The following is a 19,789-nucleotide window of genomic DNA, read 5'->3' as shown; positions in this document are numbered from 1 at the left end:
CGGTCCGGAATTTAGCAAGGAGAATGACATGACCCTGAACAGTGAAACCCAGACCGTCGTCGGGGCAGCCCATCCGTTGGATCCGCTTTCCCGGGATGAAATCTCCCAAGCGGTGTCCACTCTGAAGGAAGGCCCCGCTGCTGCCGACACATTCCGCTTCGTCAGCGTTGAACTTCGCGAACCGGCCAAAGAAACACTGCGAAGCGGTGTTATCCCCGGCCGGGAAGCAGATTCAGTGCTCATCAACCGGGCAACCGGACTGGCCTATGAAGCCGTGGTCGACCTTGAGTCAAACATCGTTGCCCAGTGGACCGAACTCGACCGCGGCATGCAGCCGCCGATCATGCTGGACGAGTTCGAAGAGTGCGAAGTCAACTGCAAGAAGGACCCCCGCGTCGTTGAGGTCCTCGCCGCCCGCGGCATGACCGACCTTGACCTGGTCTGTATTGAGCCGTGGTCTGCAGGGTACTTCGGCACTGATGCCGAGGGCCGGCGGCTGATGCGCTGCCTCGTCTTCACCAGGCTCGACCGTGATGACAACCCCTATGCCCACCCCGCAGAGAACCTCGTGATCATCTACGACCTCAACTCAGGAGATGTTGTGGAGATCGAGGACAACGGCTTCGTCGAAGTCCCCAAAGCCACCGGCAACTATCTTCCCCAGCACGTCGGGCCAGCCCGCACCGACATCAAGCCCATAGAGATCTCCCAGCCGGAGGGCCCTTCATTCAAAGTCACCGGAAACCACGTCCAGTGGGCCAACTGGTCGTTCCGGGTGGGCTTCACCCCAAGGGAAGGCCTCGTTCTTCACCAGATGAAGTTCCGGGACAAGGGCGGGGACCGCTCTGTCATCAACAGGGCATCCCTCGTTGAAATGGTGGTTCCCTACGGTGACCCCTCGCCGGTGCAGTCCAAGAAGAACGCCTTCGACGCCGGCGAGTACAACATCGGCGTTATGGCGAACTCGCTGAAACTTGGCTGCGACTGCCTGGGAGAAATCCAGTACTTCGACGGCATTGTTTCCGACAGCCACGGAAACCCCATGACCATCAAGAACGCTGTCTGCATGCACGAAGAAGACGACAGCATCATGTGGAAGCACTTCGACTTCCGGAATAACTCCGCCGAGGTCCGCCGCTCCCGCAAGCTGGTCATCTCATTTATCGCCACGGTGGCCAACTACGAGTACGGCTTCTACTGGCACCTGTACCTCGATGGCACCATCGAGTTTTTGGTCAAGGCCACCGGCATTCTCTCAACGGCCGGCCAAAAGGCAGGGCAAAAGAACAAGTACGGCCAGACACTGAACAATGACGGCCTCTACGCCCCGATCCACCAGCACATTTTCAACGTCCGCATGGACTTTGAACTCGACGGCCCGCAGAACGCCGTCTACGAAGTGGACACCGAGATCCCCGCCGACAACCCCACCCTCAGCGGCTTCTACACCGTGGACCGGCTTCTGGGGACAGAACAGGAAGCCATCCGCAAGGCCGATAGTTCCAAGCACCGTTTCTGGAAGGTCGTCAACCACGACAGCCGGAACCTCGTCGATGAACCGGTGGCGTACCGGCTCATGCCCACGGACGCTATCACCCTGGCCGCCCATGAGGACTCCTTCGTGAGCCAGCGTGCACAGTTCGCCCGCAACAACCTCTGGGTCACCGCGTACGATCGGACAGAGCGTTTCCCCGCAGGCGAATACCCCAACCAAAGCATGGGCGGGGATGGCCTGCCGGCCTGGACAGCGGCCAACCGCAATATCGCTGACCAGGATCTGGTGGTCTGGTACACGTTCGGCATGCACCACGTGGTCCGACTGGAGGACTGGCCAGTCATGCCGCGCCAGCACGTCGGGTTCATCCTTCAGCCACACGGCTTCTTCGATCAGAACCCGACCCTGGACCTGCCACGTCCCGCCGCACCAGCACACAATTCCTCGCACTGCTGCTCCACAGACTGACAGTCGTTAATTGAGGCCCGGGAGCGCCGAACGCCTACCTGCGACGGCGCTTCCGGCCTCATTCCAAAGAGCAAATCCTCCAGTTCACACTTTCCAGGTGTCTACCCCCATGCTCGCCGTCCTGACCGGACTGGGGAGGGCGTCCCCACTCTCCCAGGCCCCCGATGACGTCCGGCCCGCTGGCACCCTTTCGCACCACACCCAGGCCCAGGCAACAAGCTCCGCCCCCTCACTTCACGATGACGTGATCTGAACCATCGAGCCATGCTGGGCCGATGACCCAGGAGAACAACGATGTCAAAAGAAAACCAGGCAGCACCCCCAATGCAGCCCGCGACCCGACATGCAACGCGCGGAGTTGAGTACCAGAACGTCAGCGAAGACTATATGAAACACCGGCAGTTGCGCCGGGGCACCGCCGGCCCCGTGCTGCTGGTCGGACTCGGTGTCGGTTATGTCATTGCCGGCCAGTACGCAGGATGGAACTTCGGCTTGGCCCAGGCAGGCTGGGGTGGCCTCGTGATCGCCACTGCACTGATGGCAATCATGTATACCACCATGTGTTTCGCTCTGGCAGAAATGTCCTCCATCATCCCGACAGCCGGCGGCGGCTACGGCTTTGCCCGCCGCGCCATGGGTCCATGGGGAGGATTCCTCACCGGTACGGCCATCCTGCTGGAATTTGTTCTTGCCCCCGCTGCAGTCGTCACGTTCATCGGCGCCTACCTGGAGTCGCTGCTCGGCATCAGCGGTCCGCTCGTCTACTTTGTCTTCTACGCCGCCTTTATCGGACTCCACCTGTACGGCGTCAAGCAAGTCCTGAAGCTCATGTTTGGCATCGCGGTAGTCGCGGTAATCGGCCTGGTCGCATGGACTGTCGGAATGCTCCCGTATTTCGACGCAAGCAACCTCCTCAACATTGAGCCGACAGATGCTTTTGGTGCCAGCGCCTTCCTGCCGTTCGGCATCGTAGGGATCTGGGCAGCCCTGCCTTATGCGATGTGGTTTTTCCTTGCAGTGGAGGGAGTACCTTTGGCAGCAGAGGAGGCCCGGAACCCGGTACGCGATGTTCCGAAGGGGCTCATCGGGGGAGTGGTAATCCTGACCGTCCTGGCTGCAGCACTCCTGATGCTGGGACCCGGCGGCGCCGGCTCAGCTGCCCTCCAGGAATCCGGAAACCCGCTCATCGACGCTCTGGAATCGCCCCTGATTGGTACTGGAGCCACGGCCCTGAGCTGGTTCGTCAACGTCATCGGGCTTGTCGGGCTGGTATCGAGCTTCTTTGCCATCACCTTCGCCTACTCCCGGCAGACGTTCGCCCTATCCCGGGCAGGCTACCTCCCGCGGGTACTGTCGCTGACGAATGGCCGGAAGGTTCCCTTTCTGGCACTGATCGTCCCCGGAATCATCGGCTTCGTGCTCTCCATGACCGGATCCGGCGACCTGCTGATCCTGATCTCCGTCTTCGGAGCCACGATTTCCTACATCCTGATGATGCTCTCGCACATCATCCTTCGGGTCCGGGAACCCAAGCTGGACCGGCCGTACCGTACCCCTGGAGGAATCTTCACGTCCGGCACCGCGCTCGTCCTCGCCATTGCTGCCCTGACCGCAGGATTCGTCGTCGACCCGTCAGTGGTTCTCTACGCTGTGGCCGCCTACGCGGTCATGATCGCCTACTTCGCCTTCTACAGCCGCCACCGGCTGGTTGCACAGGCGCCGGAGGAAGAATTCGCCGCAATCGAGCAGGCCGAGGCGGAACTCGACTCCAGAGCCTGAGGGCACGTGGCCGGCCGCCGGTTTCACCGGCGGCCGGCCACTTCGCTGTCCTTGGTTCTGTCTACAAACACCCCAACTTGCCTCATTTGCCGTGCCAAAGAAGGAGACTCCCGTGCTGGCGCCTTTCCTTAATATTCCGGTCAGCCTAATCCTCGTAGCCGGCACAGCTTTTTGCCTTGCCAAGGCATTCCGGGGCAACTCATGGGTCACCCGGCTGAACTATGTGTTGCATACCCTCATGGCTCTAGGGATGCTCGGAATGGTCTGGCACGACGTACGGTTGCCGCTGCTGCCTCAGCTGTTGCTGTTCGGCACAGCCTCCTTTTGGTTCTTCCTGCAGGCCGTTTCGCGGCACGAGTTCGCTCTTGTATGCCACAGCCGTCCCGGGCGCCTAAGCTGTCTGTACCACGCAGCCATGCTCGCCTCAATGGTCTTTATGCTCGCACTTCCTCATTCCGCAGGCCAGGCCGAACGCACAACCATGCCTGCTCACCCTGCTCCCCATCATGGCCACGCGCTGACCACGAATGTTCCCTCAATCCCCGACGTCAGCCCGCTGTGGACCCATGCAGCCACGCAGGTCCTGGCCATTCTCTTTGCTGGGGCAGTCCTCGCATGGCTTCTGCCCATGGTCCGCCTCGTGGCCAAGATGCTGGCAAAGAAAGCACCCGGCTTGAACCCGGTCTCTTGGCACCGGCAGACCATTCTTGAACGGTCCTATGAGGCAGGCGCTGCACTGACAATGTCACTGATGTTCGCCGCCACAAGCCTGTAAGACCTGATTTCAGCCCTACCTCCTATCACCTGAACACCCAAGGAGAGACATGCCAAGCAACGTGGAATCACCTCCCATCAACAGCTCCGGGAGGGAACTCAGCTTCCCACCATCAGAAAAATTCGCGGCCAACGCAGTGGTAGGCGCTGAAGCCTACACCGAGGCCGACGCCGACCGGCCGGCTTTCTGGGCTAAGAAGGCCCGCGAGCTGCTCACCTGGAGCAAGGACTTCGATGAGGCGCTGGACTGGTCCAACCCGCCGTTCGCGAAGTGGTTCGTGGGCGGTGAGGTCAACGCTGCGTACAACGCGCTGGACCGGCACGTGGAGAACGGCCTGGGCGACCGGGTGGCCATCCATTTCGAGGGTGAGCCCGGGGACACCAGCACGTATACATACGCCCAGCTGACGGAGGAAGTGAAGAAGGCGGCCAACGCCTTCGAATCCCTTGGAGTTGCCAAGGGCGACAGGGTTGCGGTGTACCTGCCGATGATCCCCGAGGCCGTCATCACCCTGCTGGCCTGCGCCCGGATCGGAGCCGTGCACTCGGTGGTGTTTGGCGGCTTCTCCGCCGACGCGCTGCGTTCCCGGATCGATGACGCCGAGGCCAAGCTGGTAGTCACCGCGGACGGCACGTACCGGCGCGGCAAGCCGAGCGCCCTGAAGCCCGCCGTCGATGACGCCTTGGCCAAGGAGGGCCACACCGTACAGAACGTCGTGGTGGTCAAGCGCAACGGACAGGACGTGGACTGGCACGAAGGCCGCGACCACTGGTGGGCAGACACCGTCGAGGCCGCCTCGGCCGAGCACACCGCCGTGGGCCACGATTCCGAGCACCCCCTGTTCATCCTTTACACCTCCGGCACCACCGGCAAGCCCAAGGGCATCCTCCACACCACCGGCGGGTACCTCACCCAGACTGCCTACACCCACCGGGCAGTGTTCGACCTGCACCCTGAGACGGACGTCTACTGGTGCACGGCCGACGTCGGATGGGTCACCGGCCACTCCTACGTCGCCTATGCGCCGCTCATCAACGGCGCCACCCAGGTGATGTATGAGGGCACGCCGGACTCCCCGCACCAGGGCCGCTGGTGGGAAATCGTGGAGAAGTACAAGGTCTCCATCCTGTACACCGCTCCCACCGCGATCCGGACGTTCATGAAGTGGGGCAGGGAGATCCCGGACAAGTACGATCTGTCCTCCCTTCGGGTCCTTGGCTCTGTGGGCGAATCCATCAACCCCGAGGCCTGGATGTGGTACCGGAAGGTCATCGGCGGGGACAAGACCCCCATCGTGGACACGTGGTGGCAGACCGAGACCGGCGCGCAGATGATCGCACCGCTCCCCGGGGTTACCGCCACCAAGCCGGGCTCGGCCCAGGTCCCGCTGCCGGGCATCGCCGTGGACGTCGTCGACGAGATGGGCGAATCCGTGCCCAACGGACACGGCGGCTTCCTAGTGATTCGCGAGCCCTGGCCGGCCATGCTCCGCGGCATCTGGGGCGACCCGGAACGCTTCAAGGACACCTACTGGTCCCGGTTCGAGACCATGTACTTCGCCGGTGACGGTGCGAAGAAGGACGAGGACGGGGACGTCTGGCTCCTGGGCCGGGTGGATGACGTCATGAACGTCTCCGGGCACCGGCTCTCCACCACTGAGATCGAGTCCGCCCTGGTCTCCCACCCCGCCGTTGCAGAGGCGGCTGTTGTTGGTGCCGCGGACGAAACCACAGGCCAGGCCGTCGTCGCGTTCGTCATCCTCCGCGGGGACGCAGTGGATTCCGGTGACGACATTGTCCAGGAACTCCGCAACCACGTGGGCAAGGAAATCGGGCCCATCGCGAAGCCGAAGGCCATCCTGGTGGTACCTGAACTGCCCAAGACGCGCTCCGGCAAGATCATGCGCCGCCTGCTCAAGGACGTCGCGGAAGGGCGCGATCCGGGCGACGCCACCACCCTCTCCGACCCCACGATCATGCAGCAGATCGCGGCAAGCCTCCACAGGTCTCAAACGCCACCAGCGATGCAAGAGGAACATGCAGGACACCAGGCACACGAATCGCAACCCAATTTTGTATCGCAGCGATAGAGGTGTCCGTCCCCGCATATTAGCGGGGAAGATTCATCACCACGTGGGGCCTCATAAGTATTAGCGGCGGCTCGGGCAAATGCATTCACGCCACGGGAAGTCCAACAGCTCCAGCCACCTCATGCCGGTCTAACGAAGGGTTTCGCAACCATGAGAATGATAATTGTTGGGCCTCCCGGCTCAGGAAAAGGCACGCAAGCTGAACGTATTTCTCAGCAGCTTGGGATTCCGGCCATCTCCACCGGGGACATATTCCGGCAGAACATTGCCCAGCTGACTCCACTTGGAGTGAACTGCAAAAACTACATAGATAAGGGAGACCTTGTCCCCGATGATCTCACCAACCAGATGGTGCGCCAGCGATTGAGACAACCCGACGCCCTCGATGGATTCCTACTCGACGGATATCCTCGCACCACCACGCAGGTGGCAGAACTCGATGACATGCTGTCATTCAACAACCTGACTTTGGACGCTGCGCTCCTGCTGACCGTCGATGACGCAGACCTTGTGACGCGTCTGCTCGAGCGCGCAAAAACAACACGCCGTAGCGACGATACGGAGACTGTGATCCGACACCGGCTGGATCTCTACCACCAACAAACCGAACAGCTCATCGACCTGTACCGTGCCCGCGGCGTTCTACTGACAGTCGACGGAAACGTGGCAATCGATGAGGTTACTGAGCAGATAACAGCCCAAATTTCCTCCGTCGACACTTCTTCACAGCTCGTGACACAAGTGGCAGGGCAGAGTTAGCAGTCCCCAGTCCCCGGTCGCAGCACCGAGGACTGTCCGTGCTGCTACCGCGTCTTCAGCGGATTCGCTGGCGGTTCAGAAGACCGGCGGCCCGGTACCGCAGGGGCACATAAGCAAGAAAGATTGAGCACCGTGAAGCATGACATCCAACATGACTGGACCGCTGTCCAGGGCGAGTCCGTGGAGATATACAAGAGTGGTCAACTTTTCCGGGCCGGGGTCGTCGATACGGTAACCGACGATGGGGAAATACTGTGGATTCTCGGTGAAGGGATCATGCCCCGAACCATGTTTGAGCGCTCTGAAGGCTACGAAGTCTGGGCGGCTGATTAGCCCGACTGCGAATGACGGTGCCAGGAGACAAACAAGCTCTGGCAGCAGCCCGCTTTGCCTGCCACGGTATTACCGGCTTTTCCAAGGAAACGCCCAAGCCGCACCCACCTAATGACCTGGCAGCGGGACACCGCCCAGCCCGCCACCGACAAGACCCGCGAAAGCGTCTTTAGCTTCGCGGGTCTTGTCGGCAGCGTCCTCAGGAGGCGTTGCGCCGCGTCTGTGGCAGGCACCGTGGGCTGTTTGTGTGGCCCTGCGTCAAGAGACGGGCGTCGTGACCTGGCCGTCTGGAAAGACGAATCAGGGCGTGGGTAGGAAAGGTCAGTTCAGCTTTGCAAGAAGGCTCCGTATGAATTCCGCGGTTCCTGCAGTACCGCCCATGTCCCGGGTAAGCACTATGCCTTCAGCGAGCTGGTTGCGTACCGCGTCCATGACTTCTGCGGAAGCTTCAGGATGTCCGAGGTGATCAAGCATCATGGCGGCGGACCAGATGGCACCGACCGGGTTGGCCACACCCTTTCCGGCGATGTCCGGGGCCGAGCCGTGTACTGGTTCGAACATTGAGGGGTGTTCCCTCTCGGGATTGATATTCCCTGAGGGGGCAATGCCGATTGAGCCGGCTACGGCGGCCGCGAGGTCCGAGAGGATGTCACCGAAGAGGTTCGATGCGACGATTACATCGAACTCGGCAGGCTGTAGGACAAGCTTCGCGGCAAGGGCGTCGATATGTTCGCTTCGAAGTTCCACGCCGGGATGCTCTTGGGCACGTTCAGCTACGATGTCGTCCCAAAAGGGCATGGTGTGAATAATTCCGTTGGATTTTGTCGCTGAGGTGACACGGTTCCGGCGGGCCGACGCGAGAGTTAAAGCGTAGTCGGCGATCCTGGAGACTCCGGCACGGGTGAAGACCGATTGTTGCACCGCCATTTCCGAGGCAAGCCCGTCGTTCATCCTGCCGCCGATTTGCGAGTATTCGCCCTCGGCATTCTCGCGGACGATCACCAGATCAACCCCGCCCTCTGTGGTGCCGGGGTGCGCCGCAGCTAGCGGGCTTGGTACGCCTTCCATGACAGCGATCGGTCGTAGATTGACGTATTGGGCGAAGGCACGGCGGATGGGGATCAGCAGCCCCCATAGTGAGACGTGGTCCGGTACATTGCCCCACCCGACAGCTCCGAGGAGGATCGCGTCGTGGGACCGGATCTGCTCGATGCCATCCTCGGGCATCATTGCACCGGTGTGAACATATCTCTCACAGGACCAATCCAGTTCGTCGTAGGCGAAGGAGATTCCATGCCGTTGTCCCACCTTGTCGAGAATGGCGGTTGCGGCCGGGGTGACTTCTTTGCCGATGCCGTCTCCTGGAATCAGCGCAATACGGTGTTGCATTCTGGTCATTGTGTTGCCGTTCCTGCGCGGAGCGTGATGCGCTGGGACACTGCGGATTCGACGGCGGCGCGGCTGTAGAGCAGCGGAAAGGAGTCTCCTGTTGCCCAGAGCGGAAGCAGGTCTGCGTAGTGTGGAGACCGGGGATCGCCTGATTGTCCCGGAGAATTTACGACCCTGCTTTCGTCCCATTGACCGACGTCGACAGCGATGCGGAAGCTGCTTCCCATGACGGCGTTGAATTCAGCATCGTAGCCGGTCAGCCCGACCGTGTCGCCGCTGCCCGCCCGTGGTACGGCTGGAAGGTGTCCCCATTCCCGGGGCACCGTGGGGTTTCGGGAGAGAACGGGGTGTCGGAGCCTCGTTTGGTGGAGTGCCCCCCATGTCCAAAGTTCCCGGTCAGGGCCGAGGAGCTCTTCGATCTCGGCGATTGCTGTGGCCAGGGTCGAGTTCACAGCTTCGTGCAGCAGTGCCAGGTCAGTGCCCTTGTCGGTGTCGAACATGTCCAGCATGCGCAGGTCGGGGCGGAGGTCTGAAAAGAGAGTGTCTGTGCGCAACAGCCTGTGCCTGGCTTTCTCCGCAGCTGACGCTGTGATTCCCAGCCGGTCAAGGCAATGATCGACCAGCCACGGCCGGAGGTGCCTTCGCTGCCATACCTGGAATAGCAGCGCAGCGCGGGAGTCGACGGTCTCGGTCCCGTCCCAGGCCTGAAGTTCCGTCCACTCCGCGGCGTTGGTTGGTGATGGGATGGTTGAGAACCGGTCGAGCAGGAGGCGCCCGTGTGTGTTGTCAGCATTGTTTTGCATCTGGAGGCTGGAGGCGACGTCGAGTGGCGCTCCGCTTTTGAACCATGCCGCGAGCCGGTCGTAGCGGGCGTTGGAGTACCAGTCCGTGGTTGTTGGAAGCGCGGTGCTGTCGTAGCCGTCGGGGATGTTGTTCTCGTTGGCGCTGCAGAACCAGCCGCTGTCGGGGTTTAGCACCGAGGGAAGTTCCTCGACGGAAGCGAAGCCGTCCCATTCGTAGCGGCCATCGCCTGGAACGGGGAGTGATCCGTCCCAGTTTGGTCGGCGCGGTATCATGGCGCTGGCCTGCCAGCCGATGTCGCCGTCTTTTGTAGCGAAAATCTGGTTGGTGCCGGGGACGCCCCAGCGCCGGAGGGCGCGGCCGTGTTCGGTCGCGTCCTTGGCGGACTGATACTCGAGGCTCCCCAAGTATGGGGCCATGCCCGGTTGCAGCCAGGCTGCCCTGACGGCGACCGCACGGCGGTTGGTGGTGTCGATGTGCACGACGGGTCCGTGCCGGGTGTATGCCAGGGTGTGGACCGCATCATCCGTTCCGGCAACCGGGGCCGGTTCCTGGATCACCTCGAACTGCTCCCAGCCGGCCTTGTAACGGTACAGCTGATCATTTTCCGGGTGCAGTTCGTAGATGTACAGGTCCTCTTGGTCCACTGGCCAGATCGTGAGGCCGAAGGCTACGTGACCGTTGTGCCCGATGTAGATTCCGGGCAGGTTGGGTTCCCCTGCACCGATGATGCTCATGCCCGGCGCCTCGAGGTGGGCGATGTACCTGAGGGAGGGCAGGGTCATGGCCCGGTGCGGGTCGTTTGCCATGACAGGTCGCCCGGACGCTGACAGGGAGGGGGCTATGACCCAGTTGTTGGATCCTGAGGGGCTTGTAATTTCTGATGCGGTGCCCGCGCCGAAATCGACTGGAGCGAAGGCCAGACGGTAGACGTCCAGGACCTCCTCTGTCAGGAAGTCGAAGAGGTCTGTTGGGGGCGTTTCGTGGCTGTTGGATGGTTCGCGCACAGCTCTGAGTTCCTCGGCGGCTTGCCCCAAGTCCCGCAGCGTCAGGGCGCGCGTCAGCTCTTGCTCCACGTTGTAGACGAGCCCATGGGTCCTGATGCGCACTACGTCTTCAGGCTGCCAGAGAGCGGGAAGGTAGCCTAGCTGGCCGAACTCTGGAGGCAAACGGAGGTCTGGTTCTTTCAGTACCCACTCCACGAAGGCGTTGATGCCGGCAGTGAAGGCAGTGATGATGTCTTTGGTCTCGGTGTTGTAGGCCAGCCACTCTGCGCGCATGTCACCCCTGTAGAGGAAGAGCCGGGTCGCCCGGTCCTGCTCGACATAGCGCGGGCCGAACGCCTCGGCCAGCAGCCCAAGACCGCGGCGGCGCCAGAGGTCGATCTGGAACAGCCGGTCGCGAGCCACTTGAAAGCCTTGGGCCACGTAAGCGTCGAGTCGAGTGTCGGCGTAGATATGAGGGATGCCCCAATGGTCGATCAGCACCTCGACATCTGCGTCGAGGCCCGGCACTTGGTACTCGACTGCAGCGGGGCCGGCAATAGCCGCCGGCGCCTCATCCCTGTAATCGAGTGCGAGGTCAGCGTGTTGCGGAGAGGTCATGCTCTATGCCTTTCAGGCGGTGGTATTCGGTTTAGCAAGAAGAACGACTGTTCCAAGGGGGAGGGGCTTGCACCTGCCGAGGAACAGTCCGGTTTAGCCGGGCGCCCTGCCCTGCTCTTGAGGAAAGTGAGCAGAATGTGGTGGATTGTCCGGAGGAGGATCAAGCTACGGGTGCGGCATTCAGTTCCCCATCGGGGGTCTCGATCGGGCGTCGGCTGCTAACGATGTGGAGTCCTATGACACCGATGATGGTTGCGATAGTCAGTGCTGCATAGTAGACAGCCACAGCCCAGGGGTTGTTGCCGCTCGTCGTGAGGATCCACTGGGCAACGAATGCGGTGGAGCCGCCGATGAGAGCTGAGCACATTTGGTAAGAAATGGACATGCCCGAATATCTGATATTGGCGGGGAATGCGTACGCCAAAAATGTCGAGAAAACGGCGAAGTACATGCAGATACTGCCGAACGAAACGTAAACCATGGCCGCGATGAAGACCAGGTGACCCATCTGGATGGCGAGGAAGTAGGGCACGGTGAAGGCAAGGGCGATTCCTAATCCGGTGAGGATGATCCTGGTTCGCCCGAACCGTTGCGCCAAATAGCCGCCCGCCAGTTGCGTGAAGAACTGCACGACGGAGGCGCCGACAAGGATGTTAAGGATGACTTGGCGGTCGAAGCCGAGGGGGCCGGTCGCCCACGCCAACATGAAGGTGTTGGTGAAGTACGAGATCGAGATGGCCATGATAGAGGCAAGCATGGCGAAGATGAGGATGAGCGGGGCCTTGGTGAAGACCAGCAGGGCCGGTGCCTTTTCAGCGAGATTGCCGGCGCGCTTGGATTCCAGGAACTCCTCGGACTCTGCGACCCGCATGCGCAGGACGATGCCTACAACGATCAGAATGACCGATGCAAGGAAAGGCAAGCGCCATCCCCAGCTGAAGAAGTCCTCGTCGGGAAGGAGCCCAACGAGCAGGAACGAGCCCGTTGCCAACAGCGAACCAATCGGGGACCCCTGCTGGACCCATGCACCCGCAACCGTCTTCCGCTTTTCATGGGCGTTTTCTGTGGCGATCAGCACTGCACCGGCCCATTCGCCACCGACTGCAAGGCCCTGGAAGGCACGGAGCAGAACCAGTAGGACTGGAGCCAGGACGCCGACCTGTTGATAGGTGGGAAGTACGCCGATGAGAGTCGTCGAGGCGCCCATCAGTACCAAGGTCGCCATCAGCACGTTCTTTCGACCGAACTTGTCACCGAGATGACCGAAAACAAGCCCACCGGGCGGGCGGGTGAGGAAGCCAACCCAGAGTGTTGCAAACGAAGCCAACAGCCCCGTCGCAGGATTCACCTCAGGGAAAAAGATCCTGCTGAAGACAAGTGCTGATGCCGTTCCGTAAACAAAGAAGTCGAACCATTCAAGCGAATTTCCGACAAGGGCACCGATAACGGCGGTGCGCTCCCGATTGCGTGGTGGAGTCATTGGAGATCCCTAGTGGATTAGATCAGCGCGGTATCACTGAAAGTTGGGATGTGATCAGCGGCACTGCTGACCCGACTACGACTTTCTCAGCTTGAGGTCATGCTGTCTAATGACTTTTTCAGGCCCTGTGTATAACATTTAGGAATATGGACAGACGAGCTTTGGAGTATTTCCGCACCGTGGCCCGGCTGGGCTCGGTTAGTGCAGCCGCTCAGCACATGTCAGTAACCCAGCCTGCGGTGTCCAAGCAGATAAGCCGGATGGAAGCTGAACTGGCCATGAAGTTATTCCACCGGACCCCAAGTGGAATGGCGATGACAGCAGCAGGGGAGGCCCTCTACGAACTTGGCGGGGATGTCCTAACCCGCTTTGAACGGGCCGAAGGGACTCTACGGGCCCGGTTCTCCGCCAAACCTGCATTCCGTGTCGCATGTCCTCCTACCACCGCCTACGTTTTGCTGGCGCCATTCATGGTGGACGTGGACCCGCCAATCGTCGATCTCACTATGGTGCCTGCGCCCGACGTCGATGCCACATTAGAACGGGAAGCCGACCTGGCTATCAGCACACTCCTACCCCCGCCCCATCGACGTCATGTCGTCGTGGGCAGCCTCCCCGTCAACGTTTATGGATCCCCTCAAGCTATGGAAGACCGCTACGGGAACGCAACAATCGGTGACCTCGAACGTTTGACAGATGACCTGATCCTCGTTCCCGTCACGGGCGTTCATGTGGTCTTCGACGAGGCTGCCGCCGGCATCACACCCCCGTTTAGAATCCGCAATGTCGCCATGGGCTTCGTGGGTCAGGCGCTGGCTGCGAACAACCATGGTTTCGCCTTGGCAACAGAGAAGGAATCTTTCGGGTTGCGGGGCTTGCCCGCATATGCCGCGGGACGCCCTTTACGCACCAAATTGTACGCATCCTGGGATCCTCAACATTATGCCGCGGCGGAGCTGCGCACCCTAGCCCTGGGCTTCAGGCGTTGGCTTTCCAGCACGCCTCCGTGGGGCACCTCGTCGCCCTCGGACCTAAACACCGAGGTTGAGAATTGACATGCAAATAGATGCGATTCCCGGTCGAAGCCACGTCCAGCTGCGCTGCCCGGCTCTATCACCGTCGCGACAGAGTCGAGAGGTCAGAAGCCATGTGAGCGGAGCAGTTCGCGCACCTCGTCGTGGGGCAGTGCAGGACTGAAGTGGCCTTCGCGGCCGATCATGTCCCGGTTGTTGACCAACGAGTTGAGCACCGCCTCCTCCACCGCCTCGACGGTGGCAGTGAAAACCGGATCCACCTGCCCCCACGGCAGAAATTCCATCCTGTCCAGTATTTCCTGCGCCGGACCTTTGGGCATTGAGCAGATCGCCGTGGACCTTGCCCAGTTGGCATCGAGTAGACCGACAGTGGACCGGCGTGGGTTTGAATGACGCGAACAGGTGCAGGGCCCCATGCAGCTGAGTTGGCTGCTACTCGCATGACGTCACCGCCCAGCCCGTCCAAACTCAGCCCAAATTTTGAAGAGGTAACTGAACGATTCCGAGGCAGTTCCCCGTCTGATTCGAGAAGCTGATAACGGATATCCGCCAACCTGGCGCCGGGGCGGAGCACACGTTGCGCCCGGTAACCCTGTTCCGTCCACAGTTAGGACCAACACGGTTCTCCACGGCTGGAAGTCGGCAACCGTTGCGTAAACTCCCACAGCAGCCGTACGCGTGATAACCCGTAGGAATGGTCCCCGGCTGTTAGCGGCCGCGCCTTGCGCTCAGTGGACCCAGAACTAAACCGGGCTCGGACCGCCTCCCGCACGTATAAGGCCGTCCCCGAGGCGGAGCAGTAAGCCCTACCCAGCAGAAAGATCATTTGCAGTGAGGCGCTCCGTGCTTCATGCGGCAGCGCTTAGACGCGGCCGAGGACGTCGATGTCTTCCAGGAAGTCCTTGTGGACTTCCGCGCTAACGGTGGTGCGGGTGTCACCAATGGCGTCGAGGTAGTCCTGTGTGGAGGGGCCCTTTCGCACCGCCTGAACGGAAAGTCTGCCGTCGGAAGCCAGCCCGCCGTCGTCGTACACTGCCTTTTCCAGGGCACGCTGGGAGGCGCTGCGGGCGGCGTACTCGATGTCGGCGGGGGAGAAGCCCGGGGTGCGCTCCACCAGCAGTTCCACGTCGACGGCGTCCACCACGGGAGCGGGGATGAACCGTTGCCACATCGCTTCGCGGGCCTGCCGGTCCGGGAGGCCGATGGGAATGACGTAGTCGAACCGGCCGTGGCGCAGGAAGGCGGTGTCCAGGGCGCGGATGAAGTTGGTGGCGCACACCAGCAGCCGGCCCGGCTGTTCACGGAACGCCGGGATGATCTTCAGCAGCTCGTTGGTAACGCCCTGCAACGGCGACGGCGGCTCCCCGGAGCGCTGCGCGGCGATCTCCTCCACCTCGTCGATAAACACCACGGCGTGCTCCAGTTCGGCGATTTCCAGGAACGTCTCGCGGAGCGCGCCGGCCAGGCCCTGCGGGTCCGCGGCGAGGCGGGAGGGGAACACCTCCACAAAGGGCCACTCCAGGCGGGAGGCGATGGCCTTGGCGAAGGTGGTTTTTCCGGTCCCGGGTGGACCGAAGAGGACCACGGCGCGGGGCGGGACGACGCCGAATTCGTCGGCGAGGTCGGCCTCGGCTAGGGGGAGTACCAGGCGGCGTTCCAGGAGTTCCTTCTCCTTACGCATGCCGGCCACGTTTTCCCAGAGGTCGCGGGCCAGGACGCGGCCGCCGAGCTGGCCCAGCGCGCCGAGTTCCTGCCGCTGGACGGGGATGGTCCGCTCGAAGTAGCGCAGGTTCTTCTTCAGCGCGAAGCCGCGGCCCAGGAACGCCTCCACCCGGGTTTCCGATTCGGGCATGAGTGCAGAGAGCTTGTTGAGCCCGTGCGGCGCCATCCGGTTTTCGACGGCGGCCAGCAGCGAGGTGCCGATCCCCCGGCCGCGGTACTCAGGCAGGGTGGCCAGGAAAACGATCCAGCCCTGGTCGTGGGCGGCGCGTCCGACGGCGGCACCCACCACCTGGTCGCCCTGCACAGCGACGACGGCATGGTCCTTCTCGCAGGATGCGAGGACCTCGGAAAGGGCGTAGACGGGTTCCACGTTGCTTGCCTTCAGGGTCTCCCAGAGGTGCAGGATCCCGTCCAGGTCCGAGGAGTGAAAGTCCCTGATCCGCCAGTTGGTCATGTCATTATTCCTTACTGCCAGCATTTGAGGTTCTGCCCGGCGGGGGCCGGGGAAGCCAACGTCAACAATTCATGTGCTCAGCAGGGAACCTCTTGCGGTGGAGACGTCCGAGAACCATCGCGGTTTAGCGTAACCGTATAAATATGGGGGCCGCTGCGCGTAATTGTGACACGACTACGCTGAACAGCGTTGCGGACAACTAATTCCCGGACAGCACTCTCAAGTGCGTCATCCAAGCCTTCACCATCCCAAACTTTCAAGCTCATGCTCTCGATATATTCCGCAGTCATGTTATGTACCACTTCTTTTAGTGTTGAAGGGAGGAGGGCTTTTCGCAGATGTATATGGTGAAAGCCAACCGATTCTTGTTCCTGGACTGCAGCTGGTTCCGTCGCCGGGCCGGCCCTCCGGATTTCGGAGGTGCCTGTTGCGGAGGGGTGCCGGCCCGGCGGACGGAAGTCTGTGGGTTTGCAGCTCGGTTATAGGGCGGCAAGTTCCTCGGCGGTTGCCCTTACCTTGGCTTCGGTGAGGTAGCGGGCGTAGGCGGGGAGGGTGAGGAAGGACGGGAAGTCGCGGGCGAGGGTGACTTCTTCGAAGATGTCGCGGGCGTCCTCGAAGCGGTCGCCGTCGAAGCGTTCGAGCCTGGCGAATTCCTGATCCAGGAGCTCCTCGATCCACTCGTGGGTGATGACTTCGCCGTGGTCGGTGATGGCACGGGCGTAGATCCACTGCCACAGCTGGGAGCGGGAGATTTCGGCGGTGGCGGCGTCTTCCATGAGGTTGTGGATGGCTACGGCGCCGTTTCCGCGCAGCCAGGACTCGATGTAGCGGATGCCCACTTCGATGTTGTTCCGGATGCCCTGTTCGGTGATGGTTCCGGTGGTGGCGGCCACGTTGATCAGGGCGCGGTCATCCGGGACCACGTCCTCCCGGGTGCGGTGCAGCTGGTTGGGCTTGTCACCGAGGATGGAGTCGAACACCTCGCGGCAGACCGGCACCAGGTCCGGGTGGGCCACCCAGGAGCCGTCGAAGCCGTCATTGGCTTCGCGGGTCTTGTCCGCACGGACCTTTTCCAGTGCGTTGGCGTTGGCGGCCTCATCCTTGCGGTTGGGAACAGCTGCTGCCATGCCGCCGATGGCCATGGCGCCGCGCTTGTGGCAGGCCCGGACCAGCTGTTCGGTGTAGGCGCGCATGAAGGGCTGGGTCATGGTCACCTGGCTGCGGTCCGGCAGGACGAAGCGGGGGCCACGGGTGCGGAAGTTCTTGATCAGGGAGAAGATGTAGTCCCAGCGGCCGGCATTCAGGCCCGCTGCATGGTCCCGCAGTTCGTAGAGGATCTCCTCCATTTCGAAGGCTGCGGTGATGGTTTCGATCAGTACAGTGGCGCGGATGGTGCCTTGCGGGATGCCGAGCAGGTCCTGGGCGAGGATGAAGATGTCGTTCCAGAGCCGGGCTTCGAGGTGGTTCTCGATCTTCGGCAGGTAGAAGTACGGGCCTTTGCCCTGGGCCAGGAGGCGGCGTGCGTTGTGGAAGAAGAACAGGCCGAAGTCCACGATGCCGCCGGCAATGGGTTCGCCGTCGATCAGCATGTGCTTCTCGGGCAGGTGCCAGCCGCGGGGGCGGACCACGATGGTGGGCAGGTCACCGGCCGGACGGAGCTTGTACTCCTTGCCCTCGGGGGAGGTGAAGTCGATGCGCCGTTCCAGTGCGTCGGTGAGGTTCAGCTGGCCCTTGATGACGTTCCGCCACGTGGGGGTGGAGGAGTCCTCCATGTCCGCGAGCCACACCTTGGCACCGGAGTTCAGGGCGTTGATGGTCATCTTCTGGTCCACCGGTCCGGTGATTTCCACGCGGCGGTCCTCCAGGCCCGGGGCCGGGGGAGCGACCCGCCAGGAAGGATCGTTGCGGATGTGCTCGGTCTCGCGGAGGAAGCGGGGATCCTGACCGGAGGCGATCTCAGCCCGCCGGGTCCGCCGTGCCTGCAGCAGCTCCTGCCGCCGCTCAGCAGTAGCCCGGTGCAGCTTGGCAATGAAGGCCAAGGCATCCGGGGTGAGCACCTCACCCTGCCGGCAAATAGGCTGCGCAGTCATGGTGATGCCATTGATGGTGAAGCTGTCAGTGAAGCTGTTCATTTCTGTCTCCTGGAGCAGGGCCCAACTGGGTAGCAGTAAGTGCCGTTTTGAGCCTTCAAAACGACACTTACTGCTACTTACGTGGGGGAAGAAGTTAGTGGAACTGGCCCTCTTCGGTCGATCCGACCAGGGCGAGGGTGGATGCGTTCGGGTTGAGCGCGGTGGCGATGTCATCGAAGTAGCCGGTGCCGACTTCGCGCTGGTGCTTGGTTGCGGTGTAGCCGCGGGATTCGGAGGCGAATTCCTTTTCCTGCAGTTCGACGTAGGCGCTCATGCCTTCACGGGCGTAGCCGTGCGCGAGATCGAACATCGAGTAGTTCAGGGCGTGGAACCCGGCGAGGGTGATGAACTGGAATGTGAAGCCCATGGCGCCGAGTTCACGCTGGAACTTGGCGATAGTGACGTCGTCCAGGTGCTTGCGCCAGTTGAACGACGGCGAGCAGTTGTAGGAAAGCATCTGGTCCGGAAACTCTGCCTTGACCGCTTCGGCGAACCTGCGGGCCAGCTCCAGGTCCGGGGTGCCCGTTTCCATCCAGATCAGGTCCGAGTAAGGGGCGTAGGCCTTGGCCCGGGCGATGCAGGGTTCGATGCCGTTGCGGACCTTGTAGAAGCCCTCGGCCGTACGCTCGCCGGTGATGAATTCCTGGTCGCGCTCGTCGACGTCGGAGGTGATCAGGGTGGCTGCCTCGGCGTCCGTGCGGGCGATGACCACCGACGGGGTACCGGCGACGTCGGCCGCGAGCCGGGCGGCGTTCAGGGTCCGCACGTGCTGCTGGGTGGGGATCAGGACCTTTCCGCCCAGGTGGCCGCACTTCTTCTCGGAGGCGAGCTGGTCTTCCCAGTGCACGCCGGAGGCGCCGGCCTGGATCATGGATTTCATCAGCTCGTAGGCGTTCAGCGGGCCGCCGAAACCGGCTTCGGCGTCGGCAACAATCGGGACCAGCCAGTCCTCAACGGTCTGGATGCCCTCGGAGAATTCGATCTGGTCCGCCCGGAGCAGGGCGTTGTTGATACGGCGGACCACTGTGGGGACGGAGTTGGCCGGGTAGAGGGACTGGTCCGGGTAGGTGTGGCCGGAATTGTTGGCATCGGCGGCCACCTGCCAACCGGAAAGGTAGATGGCGCGGAGGCCGGCCTTGACCTGCTGCACTGCCTGGTTGCCGGTGAGGGCACCCAGGGCGTTGGTGTAGCCGCCGGTCTTGTGCTCCTCGGTCAGCTGCTTCCACAGCTTCTCCGAACCGCGGCGGGCCAGGGTGTGCTCTTCGGAGACGCGGCCGCGGAGACGGACGACGTCGGAGGCTGAGTAGTCACGGGTCACACCTTCCCAGCGGGGGTTCGCAGCCCACTCGAGCTCCAGTGCGGCAGCCTGCTGCTCTGCGGTCTGCTTGTTTGGCTCAAATGCTGCAGTCATCGTTGATCTCCTTGATTGAGCTCCGGATTCGGTAGGCGGGAACTGCGCCTTTGCAGTTCCCGCC

Annotated in this window: 15 protein-coding genes; 8 read left to right on the top strand and 7 right to left on the bottom strand. The window is 62.0% G+C overall.

Features of this window, described 5'->3' with window-relative positions; translation table 11 throughout:
• The first annotated feature begins 28 nt into the window (after nt 1–28).
• From AYX22_RS22340 to AYX22_RS22310, 7 genes are all read left to right on the top strand, one after another.
• Nucleotides 29–1,963, top strand: coding sequence for a primary-amine oxidase (locus tag AYX22_RS22340; RefSeq protein ID WP_207597760.1), 1,935 nt, complete (start codon nt 29–31; stop codon nt 1,961–1,963).
• Between the two features lie 97 nt (nt 1,964–2,060).
• Entirely contained in the window at nt 2,061–2,216 is a 156-nt protein-coding gene (locus AYX22_RS22335) for a hypothetical protein (RefSeq protein ID WP_207597759.1), read from the top strand.
• Between the two features lie 71 nt (nt 2,217–2,287).
• On the top strand, nt 2,288–3,742 hold the full coding sequence (eat, locus tag AYX22_RS22330) for an ethanolamine permease (protein WP_207597808.1): 1,455 nt from the start codon (nt 2,288–2,290) through the stop codon (nt 3,740–3,742).
• Nucleotides 3,743–3,854: 112 nt separating this feature from the next.
• On the top strand, nt 3,855–4,517 hold the full coding sequence (locus AYX22_RS22325) for a DUF5134 domain-containing protein (RefSeq protein ID WP_207597758.1): 663 nt from the start codon (nt 3,855–3,857) through the stop codon (nt 4,515–4,517).
• A 49-nt stretch (nt 4,518–4,566) separates the two neighbouring features.
• Nucleotides 4,567–6,606 carry an acetate--CoA ligase gene (gene acs, locus AYX22_RS22320; RefSeq protein WP_242703283.1) on the top strand — a complete coding sequence of 680 codons (2,040 nt, stop codon included), beginning with the start codon at nt 4,567–4,569 and terminating at the stop codon, nt 6,604–6,606.
• Nucleotides 6,607–6,762: 156 nt separating this feature from the next.
• On the top strand, nt 6,763–7,365 hold the full coding sequence (locus tag AYX22_RS22315) for an adenylate kinase (protein ID WP_207597807.1): 603 nt from the start codon (nt 6,763–6,765) through the stop codon (nt 7,363–7,365).
• Nucleotides 7,366–7,497: 132 nt separating this feature from the next.
• Entirely contained in the window at nt 7,498–7,698 is a 201-nt protein-coding gene (locus tag AYX22_RS22310; protein ID WP_207597757.1) for a hypothetical protein, read from the top strand.
• 321 nt (nt 7,699–8,019) lie between these two features.
• Here AYX22_RS22310 and AYX22_RS22305 read toward each other — a convergent pair whose 3' ends face one another.
• From AYX22_RS22305 to AYX22_RS22295, 3 genes are all read right to left on the bottom strand, one after another.
• Nucleotides 8,020–9,096, bottom strand: coding sequence for a tartrate dehydrogenase (locus tag AYX22_RS22305; protein ID WP_207597756.1), 1,077 nt, complete (start codon nt 9,094–9,096; stop codon nt 8,020–8,022).
• The gene (locus AYX22_RS22300) at nt 9,093–11,492 is read right to left on the bottom strand and encodes a penicillin acylase family protein (RefSeq protein ID WP_207597755.1); all 2,400 of its coding nucleotides are present in this window, start codon (nt 11,490–11,492) and stop codon (nt 9,093–9,095) included. Before AYX22_RS22300 ends, AYX22_RS22305 begins: the two co-directional genes overlap by 4 nt.
• 160 nt (nt 11,493–11,652) lie before the next feature.
• The gene (locus tag AYX22_RS22295) at nt 11,653–12,972 is read right to left on the bottom strand and encodes an MFS transporter (RefSeq protein ID WP_207597754.1); all 1,320 of its coding nucleotides are present in this window, start codon (nt 12,970–12,972) and stop codon (nt 11,653–11,655) included.
• Nucleotides 12,973–13,118: 146 nt separating this feature from the next.
• Between AYX22_RS22295 and AYX22_RS22290 the strand changes: the two genes are divergently transcribed.
• The gene (locus tag AYX22_RS22290) at nt 13,119–14,027 is read left to right on the top strand and encodes a LysR family transcriptional regulator (protein ID WP_207597753.1); all 909 of its coding nucleotides are present in this window, start codon (nt 13,119–13,121) and stop codon (nt 14,025–14,027) included.
• 83 nt (nt 14,028–14,110) lie between these two features.
• Here the strand turns inward: AYX22_RS22290 and AYX22_RS24215 are convergent, their stop codons facing one another.
• The 4 genes from AYX22_RS24215 to aceA all read right to left on the bottom strand — a co-directional run bounded on the left by AYX22_RS24215 (nt 14,111) and on the right by aceA (nt 19,725).
• On the bottom strand, nt 14,111–14,290 hold the full coding sequence (locus tag AYX22_RS24215; protein ID WP_242703282.1) for a P1 family peptidase: 180 nt from the start codon (nt 14,288–14,290) through the stop codon (nt 14,111–14,113).
• A 578-nt stretch (nt 14,291–14,868) separates the two neighbouring features.
• Nucleotides 14,869–16,182 (bottom strand): GNAT family N-acetyltransferase, encoded by a 1,314-nt coding sequence (locus AYX22_RS22280; RefSeq protein WP_207597751.1) that lies wholly within the window; start codon nt 16,180–16,182, stop codon nt 14,869–14,871.
• A 479-nt stretch (nt 16,183–16,661) separates the two neighbouring features.
• Entirely contained in the window at nt 16,662–18,314 is a 1,653-nt protein-coding gene (gene aceB / locus AYX22_RS22275; protein ID WP_207597750.1) for a malate synthase A, read from the bottom strand.
• 94 nt (nt 18,315–18,408) lie between these two features.
• Nucleotides 18,409–19,725 carry an isocitrate lyase gene (gene aceA, locus AYX22_RS22270; protein ID WP_207597749.1) on the bottom strand — a complete coding sequence of 439 codons (1,317 nt, stop codon included), beginning with the start codon at nt 19,723–19,725 and terminating at the stop codon, nt 18,409–18,411.
• Between the last annotated feature and the right edge of the window lie 64 nt (nt 19,726–19,789).

Origin of the sequence: Arthrobacter sp. D5-1 (genome assembly GCF_017357425.1) — a bacterium.
Lineage (GTDB): Bacteria > Actinomycetota > Actinomycetes > Actinomycetales > Micrococcaceae > Arthrobacter.
The sequence above is the reverse complement of the archived record's forward strand: the minus strand, read 5'-3'. Positions and strand labels throughout refer to the sequence as shown.